The organism is Lysobacter sp. 1R34A (genome assembly GCF_051217035.1).
Classification (GTDB): domain Bacteria; phylum Pseudomonadota; class Gammaproteobacteria; order Xanthomonadales; family Xanthomonadaceae; genus Lysobacter.
This window is the reverse complement of the sequence record NZ_JBPKJP010000083.1, coordinates 1-18,395: the sequence shown is the minus strand read 5'-3', so window position 1 is coordinate 18,395 and position 18,395 is coordinate 1. Positions and strand designations below refer to the sequence as shown.

General features: G+C 69.1%; 15 protein-coding genes. 9 read left to right on the top strand and 6 right to left on the bottom strand.

What is annotated here, in order from left to right; translation table 11 throughout:
- Together ACSAMQ_RS15985 and ACSAMQ_RS15980 are read left to right on the top strand one after the other, a co-directional pair.
- Positions 1 to 1,482: hypothetical protein (locus ACSAMQ_RS15985; protein ID WP_435396601.1), on the top strand; the 1,482-nt coding region annotated here is incomplete at its 5' end.
- 293 nt (positions 1,483 to 1,775) lie between these two features.
- The gene (locus tag ACSAMQ_RS15980) at positions 1,776 to 3,560 is read left to right on the top strand and encodes a hypothetical protein (protein WP_435396600.1); all 1,785 of its coding nucleotides are present in this window, start codon (positions 1,776 to 1,778) and stop codon (positions 3,558 to 3,560) included.
- Between the two features lie 83 nt (positions 3,561 to 3,643).
- Here the strand turns inward: ACSAMQ_RS15980 and ACSAMQ_RS15975 are convergent, their stop codons facing one another.
- Positions 3,644 to 4,057, bottom strand: a complete 414-nt coding sequence (locus ACSAMQ_RS15975) for a hypothetical protein (RefSeq protein ID WP_435396599.1) — start codon at positions 4,055 to 4,057, stop codon at positions 3,644 to 3,646.
- A 68-nt stretch (positions 4,058 to 4,125) separates the two neighbouring features.
- A complete protein-coding gene (locus ACSAMQ_RS15970; protein WP_435396598.1) occupies positions 4,126 to 4,944 on the bottom strand; it encodes a hypothetical protein in 819 nt (272 codons plus the stop codon).
- A gap of 325 nt (positions 4,945 to 5,269) precedes the next feature.
- Here ACSAMQ_RS15970 and ACSAMQ_RS15965 point away from each other — a divergent pair, with 325 nt between their 5' ends.
- The 4 genes from ACSAMQ_RS15965 (at position 5,270) to ACSAMQ_RS15950 (ending at position 9,111) form a co-directional block, all read left to right on the top strand.
- Positions 5,270 to 6,325: a two-component system sensor histidine kinase NtrB gene (locus tag ACSAMQ_RS15965; RefSeq protein ID WP_435396597.1), complete on the top strand. Its 1,056-nt coding sequence runs from the start codon at positions 5,270 to 5,272 to the stop codon at positions 6,323 to 6,325.
- Entirely contained in the window at positions 6,322 to 7,725 is a 1,404-nt protein-coding gene (gene ntrC / locus ACSAMQ_RS15960) for a nitrogen regulation protein NR(I) (protein ID WP_435396596.1), read from the top strand. The genes ACSAMQ_RS15965 and ntrC overlap by 4 nt, the downstream gene beginning before the upstream one ends.
- A gap of 239 nt (positions 7,726 to 7,964) precedes the next feature.
- Positions 7,965 to 8,540, top strand: a complete 576-nt coding sequence (locus tag ACSAMQ_RS15955; RefSeq protein ID WP_435396595.1) for a superoxide dismutase family protein — start codon at positions 7,965 to 7,967, stop codon at positions 8,538 to 8,540.
- Positions 8,541 to 8,628: 88 nt separating this feature from the next.
- Positions 8,629 to 9,111, top strand: a complete 483-nt coding sequence (locus ACSAMQ_RS15950) for a GNAT family N-acetyltransferase (RefSeq protein WP_435396594.1) — start codon at positions 8,629 to 8,631, stop codon at positions 9,109 to 9,111.
- Positions 9,112 to 9,358: 247 nt separating this feature from the next.
- Here the strand turns inward: ACSAMQ_RS15950 and ACSAMQ_RS15945 are convergent, their stop codons facing one another.
- The gene (locus ACSAMQ_RS15945; RefSeq protein WP_435396593.1) at positions 9,359 to 10,276 is read right to left on the bottom strand and encodes a hypothetical protein; all 918 of its coding nucleotides are present in this window, start codon (positions 10,274 to 10,276) and stop codon (positions 9,359 to 9,361) included.
- Between the two features lie 114 nt (positions 10,277 to 10,390).
- Here ACSAMQ_RS15945 and ACSAMQ_RS15940 point away from each other — a divergent pair, with 114 nt between their 5' ends.
- Positions 10,391 to 11,668 carry an acetyl-CoA C-acetyltransferase gene (locus ACSAMQ_RS15940; RefSeq protein ID WP_435396592.1) on the top strand — a complete coding sequence of 426 codons (1,278 nt, stop codon included), beginning with the start codon at positions 10,391 to 10,393 and terminating at the stop codon, positions 11,666 to 11,668.
- Positions 11,669 to 11,783: 115 nt separating this feature from the next.
- On the opposite strand, the gene ACSAMQ_RS15935 is transcribed toward ACSAMQ_RS15940, so the two are convergent.
- Complete coding sequence (locus ACSAMQ_RS15935; protein WP_435396591.1) at positions 11,784 to 12,146, bottom strand: hypothetical protein; 363 nt, start codon at positions 12,144 to 12,146, stop codon at positions 11,784 to 11,786.
- Positions 12,147 to 13,458: 1,312 nt separating this feature from the next.
- Positions 13,459 to 14,961, bottom strand: coding sequence for a sulfatase-like hydrolase/transferase (locus ACSAMQ_RS15930; protein ID WP_435396590.1), 1,503 nt, complete (start codon positions 14,959 to 14,961; stop codon positions 13,459 to 13,461).
- Between the two features lie 306 nt (positions 14,962 to 15,267).
- Here ACSAMQ_RS15930 and ACSAMQ_RS15925 point away from each other — a divergent pair, with 306 nt between their 5' ends.
- Complete coding sequence (locus ACSAMQ_RS15925; protein WP_435396589.1) at positions 15,268 to 16,860, top strand: CocE/NonD family hydrolase; 1,593 nt, start codon at positions 15,268 to 15,270, stop codon at positions 16,858 to 16,860.
- A gap of 185 nt (positions 16,861 to 17,045) precedes the next feature.
- Positions 17,046 to 17,624, top strand: coding sequence for a hypothetical protein (locus ACSAMQ_RS15920; protein ID WP_435396588.1), 579 nt, complete (start codon positions 17,046 to 17,048; stop codon positions 17,622 to 17,624).
- A 94-nt stretch (positions 17,625 to 17,718) separates the two neighbouring features.
- On the opposite strand, the gene ACSAMQ_RS15915 is transcribed toward ACSAMQ_RS15920, so the two are convergent.
- Positions 17,719 to 18,395 (bottom strand): heme biosynthesis protein HemY (locus tag ACSAMQ_RS15915; RefSeq protein WP_435396587.1); only part of this gene is annotated, 677 nt, incomplete at its 5' end.

Below are 18,395 nucleotides of genomic sequence, written 5' to 3'. Positions count from 1 at the left end.
GACCTGCAGCGTTGGTCGGAGCAGCGGCCGGTGCAGGCGCGCGGCGACGACCGGGCCTACCGCTGGCGGCGGGCGCTGCGCCGGCATTGGCCGGCTCTGGCCGCCACGGCGGCGATGCTGCTGCTCGCCAGCGGCATGGCCATCTATCATGTCGCCCGGCTCGGCGACGAGCTCGAGCGCACCCGCATCGCCCGCGACCAGGCCGCGGCCGCGCAAGCCAGGGCCGAGTCGCAGCGCGAGCAAGCGGCGGCGACCGCGGAATACTTCGTCGATCTGTTCAAGCAGGCCCGGCCGCGCGAGACCACCAGCGGCGAAGTCTCGGCGCGGGCGTTGATGGCGGGCAGCCTCGAAGAACTGATGGCCGACCGCAAGCGCGACCCGCTGGTGCGCGCATCGCTGTTGGCCGCGAACGCGCGCGCATCGAGTTACCTCGGTCGCGAGCCGGACGCCGAGCGCGCCGCGGCCGCGGCCATCGCGCTGTGGCAGGCGCATCCGGAAGCGGATCGCGAAACCCTGGTCAAGACCCGCTGGCGGCGCGTCGGCTACCTGCACCACCTGCAGCGCGACGCGGACGCCGAGCGCGAGTTGCGGACCGCCATCGCCGAAGCGGCGCGGATCGTGCCGCGCGATCCCGACCTGCGGACCAATCTCGAACTGGCGCGCGCCAACCTGGCCAGCAGCCGCGAGGACACCGGCGCGGCGCGCAGCGCTTACGCCGAAGTGCTGCGCCTGACCGCGCCTGCGCTGCGGCGCCCGCCGGCCTGCCGCGCGCATTACGGCGCGCTGGCCAACCTGGCGATGCTGGACATCGACGAGCACCGGCCGGTCGAAGCGGAGCGGCGTTTGCGCCGCGCCTTCGCGATGATCGGCCCCTGCGGCATCCGCGACCGCGCCGACGGACTGATCTTGCGTCGCGTGCTCGCGGTGGCGCTGATCGACCAGGCGCGGTTGGCGGAAGCGCGCAGCCTGATGAACGAGGTGCTGCGCGAATCGCGCGAGCATTTCGGTCCGACCGATTCGTTCCTGGCCCATGCCGTGTTCGTGCAGGCCTTGCTCGAGGTGATCGAACGCCAGCCGCAGGCGGCGCAGCCGTTGTTCGCCGAGTTGTCCCGCATCGACGAGGCGACCCTGCCGCCGTCGAGCCCCAGGCGCCACGCCGGCGCCGGCCTGCGTGCGCTCGCCCTGGTCGCCGACGCCGACCGCAGGCCAGCCGGCGACGAGGCGACGGCCGGAGCCCTGCTCGAGGCGGTGCGCACCCTGCAAACCATCGTCCGCCACGACACCGCTGCGACGCGGAAGTTTTCTGCGAACGAACGCGCCAGCCTGCGCTTCCATGTCCTTGCGCTGGCCTATGCGCAGTGCCGGCTCGACCCCTCGCCGCCGGCGCGTGCGAGCTTCGCCGCGGCGCGAACCGCCGCCGGCGTCATGCGGCCCTGGCGCACCCGCCTCGGCGAGGAGTGGAATCGGCGCTGCGGCGGCTGATCGGGTCGCCGATCTCCCCTGACATCCGGCGGGCGTTCGCTTGCCTATCGCATCCGGCCGCTGCCGGCCGCTGGCGGCCGGCCTGTCCCACTGGCGCGACGCGGCCAGACGCTGCCGAAGCCTCCGATCCGAGCGACCGCGCCGGCCATGTCAGGTTTCGCGGCCTCGTCTCGTACCCCTTATGCCACCGACGTGGCATCCCCTCGCTCAGGTATCGGGTCGTAACGGACTGCGACGACGCAACGGCAACGCATTCGCATCGAACACCGCTGCCTTCCATCAGGAGTTTTCTCATGCAGCTCACCTTTCATCGCAAACCGCGGCGGCGCCCGCCGCTGCTGTCGATCGCGCTCGGCGCGCTCTCGCTCGCTTTCGCCGCGAACGCGGCCCCGGCCACGGCTATGGCCGCGATCGACCCCGCATCGGTCGTGCAAGGCCGCACCAACACGCTCGCTTCGTTCAGCCCGACCCTGTACTCGGACGGCCTGCAACGCCAGTACCTGGTCAAGAACGGCCGCGTCTACAAGCGCACCGAACCCAACTGGAACACCTGGGAAAACATCACCGCGGCCTTCAACACCGTCCAGGAGGGCATCGGCGAGATCACCGCGTTCGACGTCGAGCTGTACCGCGACGGCCTGCACCGACAGTTCCTGACCCGCGGCGGCCACGTCTATCGGCGCATCCAGACCGGCATCGACCAGTGGGGCGCCTGGGAAAACATCGATGCGGCGTTCCCGGGTACGGGCAGCGAGCCGATCAGCTCGTTCTCGGTGGCGGTGTACGCCGATGGCCTGCAGCGCCAGTTCGTGGTGCGCGGCGGGCAGGTGTACCGCCGCACCCAGACCGCGAGCGGCGGCTGGCCGGCGTGGGAAGACATCACCTCGGTGTTCTCCGGCGTCGGCGGTTCCGAGTCGACCATCACCGCCTTTCACGTCGCACTCTATAGCGACGGCAAGCTGCGCCAGTTCCTGACCCGCGGCGACCAGGTCTATCGCCGCACCGAGCCGAACTGGAACACCTGGGAAGACATCTCGTCCCTGTTCGACGGCGTCGGCCGCTCCAGCGACCCGCGCGTCGACGAGCCCATCCACAAGCGGGTGATGGTGATCGAGTTCAATCCGACCATGCTGAGCATGGGCAGGCAACGCTTGAGCCGGGCGAAAGGCTGGTACGACCCGCGGGTGCTGGAGCAGCAGTACATCCAGTTCCTCGAACAGGCCAGCAGCCAGGTGGTGCAGTACTCGATCGCCAAGCATGTGTTCGTCGACGCGTTCCCGCCGCGCACCCAGAACCGGCCTTACGACGAAGCCGGCTACCTGAAGTGCCTGGACGACGAGCCCGATACCTGTCCGCTGGAGAACGACTTCGACTACGTCAGCGTGCTGCGCCAGTACGGCGTATGCGAGAAGGCCAATGCCGGCGAAATCGACGAACTGTGGCTGTGGGGCGGGCCGTACTTCGGCTACTTCGAAGCCAATATGGCCGGGCCCGGCGCGTTCTTTACCAATGGCGATCCGATCCCGCCCGAGCTCAGCAGCTGCCAGGTCAAGCTCAACATCATGGGCTTCAACTACGAGCGCGAGCCGGAGCGGATGCTGGAGGACATGGGGCATCGTGTCGAAGGCACGATGAAGCAGCGCTTCGGCCGCTGGGCGAACAGCCCGCCGGCACCGCCGCCGGCGATGTTCCCGCCCGATGCCAACCTGCTCGAACGCTTCACCGCGCGCGGCTTCGATGCCACCACCGCGGCCTGCGGCAACATCCACGGCAGCCTCAACAGCCCTCGGTACGACCCGGCCAACCGCTGGGGTTACGACTTCACCAACGGCCATTACGAGTACAACACCTGCGACGACTGGGAGAACTATCCCGTCCTGACCCCCGGCGCGACCACGCTCGACAACTGCACCAAGTGGGGCGGGCCGCGCTGCACCTTCCCGGACGGTCGCCCGGCGGCCGATCGCGGCTGGCATCTGTACTGGCTCGGCAAGGTGCCGAACTTCGTCGGCCGCCACCTCAACGTGCAGAACAACTGGTGGTGGTACGTGATGGATTGGGACGTGGTGGCGCCGTAAGCACCGCTTGCGGGCGCGACACTCCGGCGACGGGCGGGGCGCAAGCTCCGCCCGCTCGCCGTTCGCCGTTCGGCCCGCGCCGCTCAATCTGCCGGCCGATCGACCAAGGCGACCAGCTTCTTCGGCGCCAGCACGCAATAGCTCTCGGTCAACAGGTCGGCGACCTCGTCCCAATCGGTGGCGCCGCCGAGGCTCATGCCGACGATGTTGGGAAACCACACCGGGCGGAAGAACGGTGGGCGCTTGAAGCGCGGCGCATCCGCACGCGGCAAGGGCAGGCGAAAGGTCAACAGCGTCGCCGGCCCTTGCGTGGCCGCGGCCTGTGCGTAGGCCGGCGGCCAGCCCGCGGCGACCGTCAGCACATGGGCGAAGTTCTTCTTGCCGATCATCCAGCGCGTGCCGACCCAGGCGCGCTCTTCATGAGCCTCGGGCAAGCCGAGGCAGATCGACGATAGTCGGGCGACGATCTCGGCGGCGACATCGGGGTGGTCGGCCATGGCTCGGTCTCGACAGCGGGGCAAAGCGAATACTGCCAGCTCCGCCCCGAATGCGGCCACGGCCCCCTTCAGCCGTAAACGATCGCGACGATCCCGTTGGGGCTGGAGACCTGTTCCACCATCACTCCGGTGACGCCCCCTTCGTAGAACACCTCGCGCAGCGGTGCGTGATTGCGGTCGTCGAAACCGGAGGCTATGCCGCGGTCCTGGGCGTAGTACTGGCAGTACATGGGCGGCGGATCGTCTCTTTTGCGCTGCGCGGTCACGGCGATGTAGAAGCCTTCCAGCGATTGGTAACCGACGCCGCCGAACAAGGTGAAACCCACACAGTCGTAGTTCTTCTTGTCGACCGGGTTCATGATCGGCTTGGGCGCCGGTATCGTGGCCGACAGCGGCAGGACGTTGGGAATGCCGTTCGGGCCGAAACGGAAATCGATGTTCTCCAGGTCGGTGGAAGCGGTGTTGAACACCATGCCCTGGAGGTGCAGTTTGATATCGAACAGTTCGATCAAATCCATCGCCAGTGCGTACAGGCTGATGCCGATGCCGATCTCGGTCATCGCCGCGCCGGCGATGCCTTCGATCAGGTCGGTGATGAGATCGTTGCCGGGGCCGCCGGAATTGCCGGGGATGTCGGGCAGGGTGAATTCCCGGGTCGAGACGATGCCGGTCGCATTCTGGTAAGCCGTCAGCAGCGCCATCATGTTCACGTTCGGATGCAGGCCTTCCTTGAACGCTTCATGCGCTGCGGTCATGTTGGTCAGGAAGGTCGTCACCGCGCCGGGCGCGGTATGCGGATTCCTCAGGCCCGCGATGAGCGCCTTGAAGGCTGCGCTGTCCTTTCTGACCCAGGTGACGTGCGAGTACTGGCGATCCGGGTAGCTCATGGTCGTGTCCTTGCGGGCAATGGGACGAGGCGAAGCGCTCGGGCGCATTGCGCGCGAGCGCGGCGGCTGTGGCGGGAGTCGGGTCTGATTCTGGTTGCGGCGCGAGACGGGAGTTCTCGCCCTGGCTCGGCGTTACTCGCCCGGTAAACGTTCCTCGACGTTTCGGGAGCGGGCGGCCCGGCTTCGTGCGTGTTAACGGGGCGGGCCAGGGCAAGCGGCCATTCGCAGCGCCATGTCCTAGCCGGATGCACCGGAATGGGCCGGCGTTTCCAGGCCCGCCGCAACCCTCGCCGACGCCGCCGGCGCTTTGCACTAGTATGGTGCAATGCCCCCCGATCCCCTGCCCACGCCGGATCTCAGTCTCGACAGCCTGACCACGCCGATGGCCTGGAGCGACGCGGCCGGCGCGATCCTGGGCTGCAATACGGCGTTCTCGCGCTGGTTCGGGATCGGCGCGCGGCGCCTGCTGGGCTGGACCCTGGCCGGGCTCGATGCCGGCGACGGGCGCCTGGCCCTGGCCCTGACCCGCCAGGGCGGCGACGAGGCGCCGCTGCGGATGCGGCGGATGCGCCTGCGTTATGCCAACGGCGAGGACCGCTTCGCCGACCTGTGGCTGAGCCGTCGCGACGACGGCGGCTGGCTGCTGGAGGCGCATCCGGTCGACGAATTTCCTGGCGACGACCCGGCCTTGCTGTTGCCGTCGGCGCTGTCGGCCTCGTTGAAGGGGCTGGCACACGAGCTGCGCAATCCTCTGGCCGGGCTCAAGGGCGCTTCGCAGCTGTTGGCGCGCCGGGCCGAGGACGCCGAGTCGCGCGAGTTGATCGAGCTGATCGACAGCGAGGTCGAGCGCCTGACCGAACTGGTCGACCGCCTGTTGAACCCGTCGCCGCCGCGGCCGCACGCCTTGCTCAACATCCATGCCGTGCTCGAACGCGTGCTGCGCCTGGCCGAGGCCGATGCCGGCTGGGCGGTGCGGCTGGTGCGCGACTACGACCCCAGCCTGCCCGAATTCGCCGGCGACGCCGACCGGCTGATGCAGGCGGTATGGAACCTGGTGCGCAACGCGATCGAGGCCAAGGCCACTCACGTCAACCTGCGCACGCGCATCGAACGCGGCGTGCGCATCGCCGACACCGTGCATCCGATCGCGCTGCGCCTGGAGATCATCGACGACGGCCACGGCGTGCCCGACGAACTGGCCGAGCAATTGTTCCTGCCGCTGGTGTCGGGCCGCGCTGAAGGCAGCGGCCTGGGCCTGGCCCTGGCCCAGCAGGTCTCGCGCGAGCATCGCGGCTCGCTGGCCTATCGCTCGCGGCCCGGCCACACCGTATTCACCCTGTTGCTGCCGATGCAGATCGAAGCCGAAGAGGACGCGACATGAGCGCTGCACGCATCTGGGTCGTCGACGACGACCGTTCGGTCCGCTTCGTGCTGTCGACGGCGCTGCGCCAGGCCGGCTACGACGTCGACGGGTTCGAAAACGCCGGCGATGCGCTCGAAGCCCTGGATCAACGCGGCGTGCCGGACCTGTTGTTCACCGACGTGCGCATGCCCGGCGACGGCGGCCTGGTGCTGCTGGAGAAACTCAAGGCGCGCGCCCCGTCGCTGCCGGTCGTGGTCATGAGCGCCTACACCGACGTCGCCAGCACCGCCGGCGCGTTTCGCGGCGGCGCCCAGGAATTCCTGTCCAAGCCCTTCGATCTCGACGATGCGGTGGCCCTGGCCGCGCGCACCCTGGCGGCGAGCGAACCGCAGGAGCAGGCGAGCGCGGTCGCCGACGGCGGCGCCGACGACAGCCTGATCGGCGACACCCCGGCGATGCTGACCCTGTTCCGCGCGATCGGCCGCCTGGCCCAGGCGCCGTTGTCGGTGCTGATCACCGGCGAGACCGGCACCGGCAAGGAGCTCGTCGCACGCGCGCTGCATCGCGAGTCGCCGCGCGCCTCGCGCCCGTTCGTCGCGCTCAACACCGCGGCGATTCCGGCCGAGCTGCTGGAAAGCGAATTGTTCGGCCACGAGGCCGGCGCCTTCACCGGCGCACAGCGGCGCCATGTCGGACGTTTCGAGCAGGCGCACGGCGGCAGCCTGTTTCTCGACGAAATCGGCGACATGCCGCTGCCGCTGCAGACGCGCTTGCTGCGGGTGCTGGCCGAAGGCGAGTTTTTCCGGGTCGGCGGCCGCGAACTGATCCGCGTCGACGTGCGGGTGATCGCCGCCACCCATCAGGACCTGGAAACCCTGGTCGCGCAGGGCCGGTTCCGCGCCGACCTGCTGCATCGCCTCGACGTGGTGCGGCTGCGCTTACCGCCGCTGCGCGAGCGCCGCGCCGACGTGCCGCAACTGGCCGAACGCTTCCTGGCCTCGGCCGCGCTGCGTTTCGCCGCCCCGGCCAAGCGGCTGTCCAAGCCGGCGCTCGAACGCTTGATGGCGCACGACTGGCCCGGCAACGTGCGCGAACTCGAGAACGTGTGCTGGCGCCTGGCGGCGCTGGCGCCGGGCGAGACCATCACCCGCCAGGACATGGACGACGTGCTCGGCGTCGCGACCCAGGCCGCGGCGGGCGCCACCGAGTGGGAAGCGCAGCTGTCGAGCTGGGCGCGCGCGCAGCTCGCCGAGGGGCGCGCCAATCTGCACGCCGACGCACGCGAGCGCTTCGATCGCGCGCTGCTGGAAGCCGCGCTCGAACACACCGGCGGGCGCCGCACCGAAGCGGCGACGCGGCTCGGCCTGGGGCGCAACACCTTGACCCGCAAGCTGGGGCCCGGGCGGCGCGGGGGTTAGCGCATCCGCGGTTCGAGCGCGGGTGCGACGCAGTCGCCGCAGTATCGTCGCGAACATGCCGCGGTTGGCGGAATGCCACCGGCGAACGCGCGAGGCCGGTATTCGTGCCCATAATCGCCGATGCCCGTTGCGATGCCGACGGTGCGGCTGCGCGTTTCACTCGCGCTGAACCTGCGCCGGGCTAGCGTCGAATCACCTTCTACCGTGCGCCTGTCCGGCGCCGACGACAGGAGTTCCGCATGAATCCGATCCTTCGCCTCTCCATCGCCGCGGCGGTGCTCGCGCTCGCCGCATGCGGCGGCCAGACCACGCGTCCGACCCCGCCGGCCCCGCCCGCCGGTCCCAAGCCGGTGTCGACGGCCCAGGCCGGCCAGGTCGTGCTCGCTTCGGCCTCCGGCAGCCTGGTCAGCGGCAAGCTGGCGCTGCGGCCGATGGGCGACGGCGTGCATTTCACCGGCGAGATCGGCGGCCTGACCCCGAACAGCTCGCATGCGATTCACGTGCACGAAAAAGGCGACTGCAGTGCGGCCGATGCCAGCAGTGCCGGCGGCCATTTCAACCCGGTCGGCCAGCCGCACGGGCAGGTCGGTCACGGCCCGCACCATGCCGGCGACATGAACAACATCGTTGCCGACGCCGAAGGCGTGGCCAAGGTCGACGTGCACGCCAGCGGCGTGACGCTCGGCGGCAATGCAATGAACGATGTCGGCGGCCGCGCAGTGATCGTGCATGCCTCGGCCGACGACTACCGCAGCCAGCCGGCCGGCAATGCCGGTGCGCGCCTGGCCTGCGGAGTGATCAAGATCCTGCGCTGAGCCGGGTCCGGTAACGCGGTGCAAGCGGCGGCGCCCTGTGCGGGCGCTGTCGCCTTATCCTGTCCGCTCTCCATTCGCGAACTCCGCCATGACACGCCTGCGCATCCGCGACGCCGTTCCGACCGACCGCGACCTGATCGCCGAGTGGATGATCGCGATGGCCTGGGAGACCGAGCACAAGCGCCTCGACCCCGACACCGTGCGGGCCGGCGTCGCCGCCGGCCTGGCCGATGCGGCCAGGGCGCGTTACTTCGTCGCCATGCGCGAAGCCGATGTCGGCGGCCACGAGACCATCGCGGTGCCGGCCGGCACCCTGATGCTGACCCACGAATGGAGCGACTGGCGCAACGGCGACTGGTGGTGGATCCAGAGCGTGTACGTAGCCGAAAACCACCGCCGCCAGGGCGTCTACCATGCCTTACACAGTCACGTCGCCGGGCTCGCGCAGGCGACCCCGGGCGTGGTCGGCCTGCGCCTGTACGTCGAGCGCGCCAACGCGAATGCGAAGCAGACCTACGCCGCGATGGGCATGGCCGATGCGGGCTACGACATATACGAGCAGCTCACCTGATGCGGCGATGGCGACGGCGCCGGGCAGCGGCCGCGTAGCGGTTCTGCGATAACCGACGTTCGGAAAGTCGTGTTGATGGAGCGTCGACGGTGCGCTTACCGGTCGCGGCTTGCGCCGCTCCTGGCTGGGTGCTCGGCGATATCGGCAGCAAAGGCGTAGCAGCGGCGCAAGCCGCGGCCGCGTGCAGGCACGTGCGAACGACGCTGCATGGCCTCGATGCGTTATGCGGCGATGGCTCGCCGCCGGGTCAAAGCTGGCCGGCTTCGCTCTCGCCGTCGCAATGCACGAACGTCACCGGCACCGCGTGGGCGCCCAGCACGGCCGAGATCTGCCTCAGGCGGGCCTCGAAGTGCTGGTAGCGGCGATTGAGCTTGTCGCGGCATTCGTCGGTGTTGCACGGCGCTTCGGGCGCGTAGCGGGCATGCCAGGCGGCCGGCGAGAACAGCGCGATGCGGGCCTCGCCTTCGCTGTAGTGGATCAGCGGTTCGGGGCGCGCATCCAGCCATTCCTCACCGTCGGGCTGCAGCAGGGCGGTTTCGAGCAGCGGCCACAGCGGGCCGAGGCCGGCGTGTTCGTACTGCATCGCCATCATCGCGGCGAGGTCGTGCACGGTCAGGTAACGGGCGTGCTCGACCTGCAGGCCAAACGCGGCCTGGGCCGCCAGCGCGGTGCCGGCGCCGGCCATGCCGCGTTCGAGCAGGCTCGATTCGAGGATCTCGCCGACGCGGGCGACGACTTTGGCCTCGCCGCTGAGCACGAACGGCACCAGCCGCAACGGGCCGCCGGCGAAGTCGGGCGAGGGCGCCAGGGCGCCGGGCAGGCGTTCGTCGTGGGCGCCGAAGGCGATCACCCGGGCGGCCGAGGCGGCGGCGCGGTCGCGCGGCGCGTTGGCGGCCAGTTCGTCGAGCTCGCGGTGCAACGGCCAGCCCGGGCGCAGCAGCTCGACCGGGTCGTAATGCGCGCCGACGGTGATCAGGTCCAGGCCGCCGGCCTCGGCGGCGAAGCTGGCCAGGTCGCGCGCGATCTTTTCCGACAGCGCCCCGGCATCCTGGAGCGGCAAGGCGGTGCGGTCGACCGCGGCGTCGCCCTTGAGCTCCAGCGCGAGCGCGCCGAGGACATGCAGGGGCGCCGGGGGAGCGCTGGCGGGACGGCTGGCTGAGGTCATGATCACTGAGGATACGCTGGCGTTTGGTAGAGCGCGTGTGCAGCGCTACACTGGGCGCCATTATGCCCGCTCCGCCGCGGCGGGTCGGTTCGAAACTCCCTGTGAGGTGTACCGATGCGTCAAAACCGTCCCGTCGCCGTGCTCGGTGGCGTGCGTATTCCGTTCTGTCGCCAGAACACCGCCTATGCGGACGTCGGCAACCTCGGCATGTCGGTGCGCACGCTCGGCGCGTTGGTCGAAAAGTTCGGCCTGCACGGGCAACAGCTCGGCGAAGTGGCGATGGGCGCGGTGATCAAGCACAGCAGCGACTGGAACCTCGGTCGCGAGGCGGCGCTGTCGTCGGGGCTGTCGCCGCTGACCCCCGGCATCACCCTGCAGCGCGCCTGCGGCACCTCGCTGGACTCGATCATCACCGTCGCCAACAAGATCGCCCTGGGGCAGATCGACGTCGGCATCGGCGGCGGTTCCGACACCACCTCGGACGTGCCGATCGTCTATGGCAAAAGCCTGCGCCGGCGTCTGCTGGAAGCCGCGCGCGCGCGCGGCACCAAGGAAAAGCTGGCCGCGTTCAAGGGTTTCAGCCTGCGCGAGCTCAAGCCCGAGTTCCCCGGCGTGGCCGAGCCGCGCACCGGCAAGAGCATGGGCGAGCACTGCGAGGACATGGCCAAGCAGTGGAACATCTCGCGCGATTCGCAGGACGAGTGGGCGCTGTCCTCGCACCAGAAGCTCGCCGCCGCCTACGAGCGCGGTTTCTTCGAAGACCTGGTGGTGAGCTTCCGCGGCGTGTCGCGCGACAACAACCTGCGCGCCGACAGCAGCCTGGAAAAGCTCGCGACCCTGAAGCCTGCGTTCGACAAGACCTCCGGCCGCGGCACCCTGACCGCGGCCAATTCCACGCCGCTGACCGACGGCGCGGCGGCCTGCCTGCTGGCTTCGGAAGAATGGGCCCAGGCGCATAACCACGAAGTGCTGTGCTACTTGCGCGATGCGCAGGTCGCCGCGGTCGATTTCGTCCACGGCGAGGGCCTGCTGATGGCGCCGACCGTGGCCGTGCCGGAGATGCTCAAGCGCAACGGCCTGACCCTGCAGGATTTCGACCTGTACGAGATCCACGAAGCCTTCGCCGCCCAGGTGCTGTGCACCCTGCGCGCCTGGGAGAGCGAGGACTACTGCAAGACCCGACTCGGCCTGGACGCGCCGATGGGCCGGATCGACCCGGCCAAGATCAACCCGAACGGTTCCTCGCTGGCGGCGGGCCATCCCTTCGCCGCGACCGGCGCGCGCGTGGTCGCCACCGCCGCCAAGGAGCTCAAGCAGCGCGGCGGCGGCCGTTGCCTGGTGTCGATCTGCACCGCCGGCGGCATGGGCGTGGTGGCGATTCTAGAGCGTTGATGGGTGGGCGCCGTTGCCTGCGCCCCTTACTCGTCTTTGCAGGTCGTCGGCGGTAGCTGGCGGAGGAGCTGTGATCCGCTTTGCTGCTCACTGCTCACTGCTCACTGCTCACTGCTCACTGCTCACTGCTCACTGCCGTGCCGCTCTGCCGGTCAAATATAGACCCGTAGGGCGGCCCGCAGGGATGCGGGCCGTGCGCAAGCAGGCCATGGATGGCCTGTCTGGAGCGTCCCTGCGTCGGCATCGCGCTTGCGGGCTCTTGATCCGAAACAGAAGGCACTTTTCTTTGGTTACTTTCTTTTGTTGCTTCAGACAAAAGAAAGTAACCCGCCGCTTTAGTGGCGGAAGCTTTGGGTTTGATCCCGATCCCGATCCCGATCCCGATTGATTGGATGATCCGCCGCAAGATCGTTGCAGCGCAGTCGCGGCTTGCGCCGCTCCTGCCCTCGCGAAAGGACGTCGCTTCGATGAACGCCATTGGCATTGTTGCCTCTGCGCGTCCCTTGGTCGCGGCTTGCGCCGCTCCTACCTGGCGACAGCGGGCCGCTTCGGCGGATGACGATGGCCTCGTCGCCTCTGCGCGTTCCGCGGTCGAGACTCACGTCGCTCCTACACAGGGGAGCCCGTGCGACGCAGTGACGCGAACCGATCCCTTGTAGGAGCGGCGTAAGCCGCGACCACGGGACGGCTAGAAACCGCATCGCCGTCGTCATCGATCGAGGTCACGACCCGTCGCGAGGGTAGGAGCGGCGTAAGCCGCGACCACGGGATGGATAGAAACCGCATCGCCGTCGCCATCGATCGAGGCCACGACCCGTCGCGAGGGCAGGAGCGACGCAAGTCGCGGCCACGGGACGGATAGAAACCGCATCGCCGTCGCCATTGATCGAGGCCACGCCCCGTCGCGAGGGTAGGAGCGGCGTAAGCCGCGACCAAGGGATGAATAGAAACCGCATCGCCGTCGCCATCGATCGAGGCCACGCCCCGTCGCGAGGGTAGGAGCGACACAAGTCGCGACCACGGGACGGATAGAAACCGCACCGCCGTCGCCATTGAGCGAGGCCACGCCCCGTCGCGAGGGTAGGAGCGGCGTAAGCCGCGACCACGGGATGGATAGAAACCGCATCGCCGTCGCCATCGATCGAGGCCACGCCCCGTCGCGAGGGCAGGAGCGACGCAAGTCGCGGCCACGGGACGGATAGAAACCGCATCGCCGCCATTGATCGAGGCCACGCCCCGTCGCGAGGGTAGGAGCGGCGTAAGCCGCGACCGCGCCGTCTCCGGTTGCGGCGCTTCTTGCTGCAGGCGGTGAAGCAAGATCAACAGCAAAGCCTCCGCCCCTAAGGGTGCGGGTAACTTTCTCGTCCAAAGCAACAAAAGATAAGTGCTTCTCCCTGCAAGGGCACCAGCCCGCACGATCGGTGTCGACGCCGGGATGCTCCAGACAGGCCATCCATGGTGCTTGCGCACGGCCCGCATCCTTGCGGGCCGCCCTACGAGTCTGCTTTTGACCGGCAAAGCGGCAAAGCGGCAGATCAAAATCTCCGCAACCGCAACCGCAACCGCAACCGCAACCGCAACCGCAACCGCAACCGCAACCGCAACCGCAATGCATCGGCGCCGGACCTTCTGTGCGTCAGCGACTGCGGTGCAGTCGCCGCAACGCCTTTCGATCGTTCCCGAACGCTTCCTTCTCCCGCTTGCGGGAGAAGGTGGCCCGAAGGGCCGGACGGGCGACATCCGATGGATCGCCCTCACCCCAACGGCCGAAGCGCGAGACGCTTCAGCCCTCAGGCCGGCGGCGCGCCGCGGCTGGTGCCGGGGATGTATTGCGGCGGCCAGATCGAGCTCGGCGGCGTGGTGCCCTTGGCCTGCATCTGCGCCCGCAGTTCGGCATCGAGTACGAGTTGCTGCATCGCGAAGGCCGGGTTGCCGGCGAGGTTCGTGTTCTGCTGCGGGTCGGCGCCCAGGTCGTACATCTCCCAATCGCCGCCCTGGCTCGGGTCGGTCGCCGATCCGTACACCGCGTACGTCCACTGCGACGAGCGGATCGCGCGGATCAGGCTCGGGCCGTCCCCGGCGATGTCGTCGTAGGTGTAGTGCACGTAGTCCTGCACCGAGCTGCTGCTGCCGTCGAGCACCGTGCTCAGGTCGGTGCCGGCCAGGTCCGCGAACTGGCCGCTCACCCCGAGCAGGCTGGCCAGGGTCGGCAACAGGTCGACCGAACTCGCCAGGGCCGGGGTGGTCTGCGGTTGCGGCCAGGCGACCGGGTTGGAGAACAGCAGCGGCACGTGGATCGCCTCGTCGTAGGCGCTGACGAATTTCTCGACCATGCCGTGCGAAAGGCCGAGTTCGCCGTGGTCGGCGAAACGCACGATCAGGCTTTGCCGGATCAGCTCGCTGCCCATCGCGTCGAGCACCTGCAGGATCTGCGAATCGACGTATTCGAGCAGATAGGCGTAGAAGTCGACGAAATCCTGCTGGCTGGCCTGGCCTTCGCTCATCTGGCTCCAGGTGAAGCTCGATTGTGCGCGCGGCTTGGTCGACAGGTCTTCGCCGGCATTGGCCGGAATCGGCGCGTCGCTGAGGCTGTAGACACCCTGGTCGTAGAAGGTCGCGGCCTCGTTCAAGTACCCCAGGTGCGCGTCGTGCGGATTGACCAGCGACACCACCAGACAGAACGGCCCGGCCGGCGGCGCTTGCAGGAAGGCGCGGGCGTCGGCGACGTAGCGCTGGTCGTTCTGGTTCGGTTGCGCGGGCTGGCCGGGTGGTCGCAACGGCTGCGGGGGGATCAGGGTGCCGCCGCCGAGGAAGGTGGTGCCGAGGTTGAGGCCGGCGTCGTTCGGGTCCCAGCTCTGGAAGCCCCAGGGCTGCAGGTCGGTGCTCAGGGTGCCGGGTTCTTCGCCGCCGAGCAGGTGCCACTTGCCGATCCAGTAGCAGTCGTAGCCGGCGGCCTTGAGCACGGTGGCGAGGTTGGGCACGCCGTTGGGGAAATACGGCGGTAGCGGGACGTCCGGCAGCGGCAAGGCCTGTTCGCCCGTGGTCGTGCAGCCGGTGCGCGCCGGGTACTGGCTGGTCAGGAAGGTCGCGCGGCTCGGCGAGCACATGCAGGCGCCGGTGAAGGCATTGGCGAACTCGATGCCGTTGGCGGCGAGTTGGCGCATTGCCGGCATCTTCGCGGCGAGCCTGGGCCGATAAGCCGCCGGCCACTGCTGCAGGCTGCGCTCCTGGTCGGTGACGATCAGGATCAGGTTGGGCTTGTTGCCGTTCGCAAACAGATCGCTCAGGGCCATGACGGTCGCTCCGTGAAGTGCAAGCTCAAACGGGCGATGCCGCGCGCTCAGGCCGGGACATGCGGCGTTGCGATCCCGAGCCGTGATCTCGGTCACGCCATGATGGCGTGAGGCGGGTTCGGTCCGATCGCCTGCGTGAAGCCCGGACCTTTTTAGACCGTTCCGTGACCGGCGTCGCCCGGATTCACGAAAGTCGGGTTGCGGGTGCTGGTCCCTCCTCCATGCGCGGTGGTACGGTCGTTGCGCAACAAACCATACGCAAACGTATCCAATCGTGCTGATCAATCCTTGGGAGGGGATGAACTCATGCGCAGACTCTGGTCGTGGTTCGTGTCGTGGTCGGTGTCGTGTCTGGCCCTGTTCGTCGTCGCGCTGCCGGTCGCGGCGGGCGGCTTCACAGGCAGTTACCAGCGTATTCCCGGCTGGGATGGGGCCGAGATGGGCGCCTTCGTCATGGTGCCCAAGGATCAGGGACCGGGTCCGTTCCCGCTCGTGGTGATGCCGGCCAGCTGGGCCGTGCCGAACCTGGAATACGTCGGCCGCGGCGGCCTCCTCGCGAGCCAGGGCTATGTGGTGGTCAGCTATACCTCGCGCGGGTTCTGGGACTCGGCCGGGCAGATCGACATCGCCGGCCCCGGCACCGTCGAGGACGTCAGCTCGGTGATCGATTGGGCGCTCGCGCACACGCCGTCGAACCCGGCGCGGATCGGCGCCAGCGGCATTTCCTACGGCGCCGGCATCAGCCTGCTCGCGGCCGAGCGCGACCCGCGCATCAAGGCGGTCGCGGCGCTGAGCGGCTGGGCCGACCTGGAAGCCTCGCTATACGCCAACCGCACCGTCAGCCAGCAGGGCGCAGCCTTGCTGGTGGTGGCCGGCAACCTCACCGGCCGGCCCGGCCCGGAGCTGGCCCAGGCCAGCGCGCGCATGGCCTTCGGCGACTTCGACGGCGCCGTCGCCGGCCTGCTGCCGGTGATTCCGCAGCGCAGCCCGGTCACCGAGGCGGCGGCACTGAACCGCAACGGCACCGCGGTGCTGCTCGCCAACGCCTTCAACGACAGCCTGTTCACCCCGGGCCAATACATCGACTTCTACAACGGCCTCAGCGGTCCGAAACAATTGCTGTTCACTCATGGCGACCACGCCACGGTCGAAGCGCCCGGCGCGCTCGGCCTGCCGAACGAGATCTACGACGCGGTCGGGCGCTGGTTCGACCATCACCTCAAGGGCGCGGCCAACGGCGTCGATCGCGAATCGCCGGTGCGGCTGAAGTCGCAGGACGGCGACTGGCGCGGCTATGCCGACTGGAACGCGGTGCAGCGCGGCGCGACCGTGTATGCGTTGAGCCGGCCGACCGGGCTGCTGGCGCCGACCGGCGAGTTGTCGAGTTCGCCGAGCACCGGCTGGAACCATTCGATCCTGACCGGCTTGCCGACCGTCGCCGATTCCGGCGTGGCCATGATCAGCGGCTTCCTGCAGTCGTTGCAGGTCGCGCCGCAGGCTTCGATCCCGCTGGTGCTGCGCGCCGGCGCCGCGGTGTGGTCCTCGCCGACCTATTGGACCGGCAGGCAGCTCAGCGGCATGCCGCAGTTGCGCGTCACGGTCACGCCGACCCAGTCCGATGTCACCTTGTTCGCGTATCTGTACAGCGTCGACCTGCTCGGCAACGGTTCGTTGCTGAGCCATAAGCCGTACTCGCTGCGTGGGGCGACGCCGGGTGTGGCGAAGACGATCGACCTGCGCATGGAAGCCACCAGTTGGGACATCCCGGCCGGTCGCAAGCTGGTGCTGGTGGTCGACACCATGGACCCGCGCTACACCGCGGCGACGCGCATCGGCGGCTCGGTCGGCTTCAGTTCGCCGGCGTCGAACCCCTCGACCCTGACGGTGCCGTTGCGCTGAGCCTTCGCGCTCGCGCAGCCCGCGACAACGGCGCCCCGGGGCGCCGTTGTCGCATCGGCGCCGCGCTTGCGCTGCCTTCACCGCCCGCTAGGATGAGCTCGAAGGAACGCGAGCGACGCGCAGGCGCGCGATGGCGATCCGCGCCGTCGCGCCGTCGGCGCACCAGGGGAGCGAACGGGAAGGCGATGTCGAGCTTCAATCCGTACCAAGCGCCGAAGAGTGCGCTGATTCATCCGTCCCCGGACGCCGCCGGGCGCGCCGGTGAACAGGCCGGTCCGTGGCGAGACGGCAAGGACCTGGTGGCGCAGCGCCACGGCGAGCTGCCGGCGCGTTGCGTCAAATGCAATGCCGAGGCGAAAGCGCCGAAGCTGCAACAACGCTATTACTGGCATCACCGCGGCTGGCACCTGCTGATCCTGTTCAACCTGGTGATCTACGTGATCGTGCGGGTCGCGATCAGGAAGAGCGCGCGGCTCGACGTCGGGGTTTGCGCCGAACATGCGCGCAAGCGTCGGGTGGCGATGTGGGCGGTGGCCTTGCTGCTGTCGGCGAGCGTGGCGACCTTGCTGGTCGCGATGAACCAGCGACTCGGCGGCGTGGCCTATTTGTCGAGCCTGGCCCTGCTGCTCGCGGCGATCGCGGTCGGCCTGTTCAAGGCCCGGTTGCTGTATCCCAAACGGATCGACGAGCGCTATGCGCGCTACGCCGGGTGCGGCGACGCGTTCCTCGCCACCCTGCCGAGTTTCGGCGACAACGATCGCTGAGTGTCGGCGCCGGCCGGAGCGCATTCGGCCAAAAAACGGCCGCTGCGAAGGCGGCCGTTTTCGTGGTGAACAACCGGCTCGCCGAGCTCGCGGCTCAACCGCGCAAACGCGGCATGCCGTGCTCGTCGCGTTCTTCGATCACCGCCTCGTCGAAAATTTTCTGCCGCAGATCGCGGCCGGGCAGCTCGGTGGCCGCTTCGCCGCGCGCGGCGCGCAAGGCGTTGACGTAACTCAGGCGGGCGCGGTTCTCGTCGCCGGCCTGGGCGTAGCCATGGCCGAGTTCCTCCCAGGCCTCGCTGTTCGCGCCCTGGGCGAGCGCGCGATGCAGGTAGGCCTCGGCCTGCGGCCATTGGCCCTGAGCGCGGGCGATCCGGGCCAGGCTGACCAGCAGTCCGGGGCTGCCCGAGTGCGCCTGCAGCCAACGCTCGGCATGGGCGCGGCGCGCGTCGAGGCGGCCGATCGGCAGGCGGCCGTACAGCGCCGCCAGCGATTCGTCCCAACGCGTGTCGAGCGCCTGTTCGAGGCTCTTGGCGGCGGCTTCTTCCCAGCGCAGCGCGGCCGCGCGCTCGGCGTAGGCGGCGACTGCGGCCGGCTCGCTCTTGAGCGGTTTCGGCAGGGTTTCCCAGTGGTCGGCCAGCACGTTGGCGTCGGCGGCTTCGCGCAGCGCGGCTTCGGCCCAGGCGGCTTCCAACCGGGCGAGGCGTTCGGCCGGCCACACGCCGTGCTGGCGCAGCGCGCCGAGCAGGCCGTAGGCCTCGCCGGCGCGGCCGA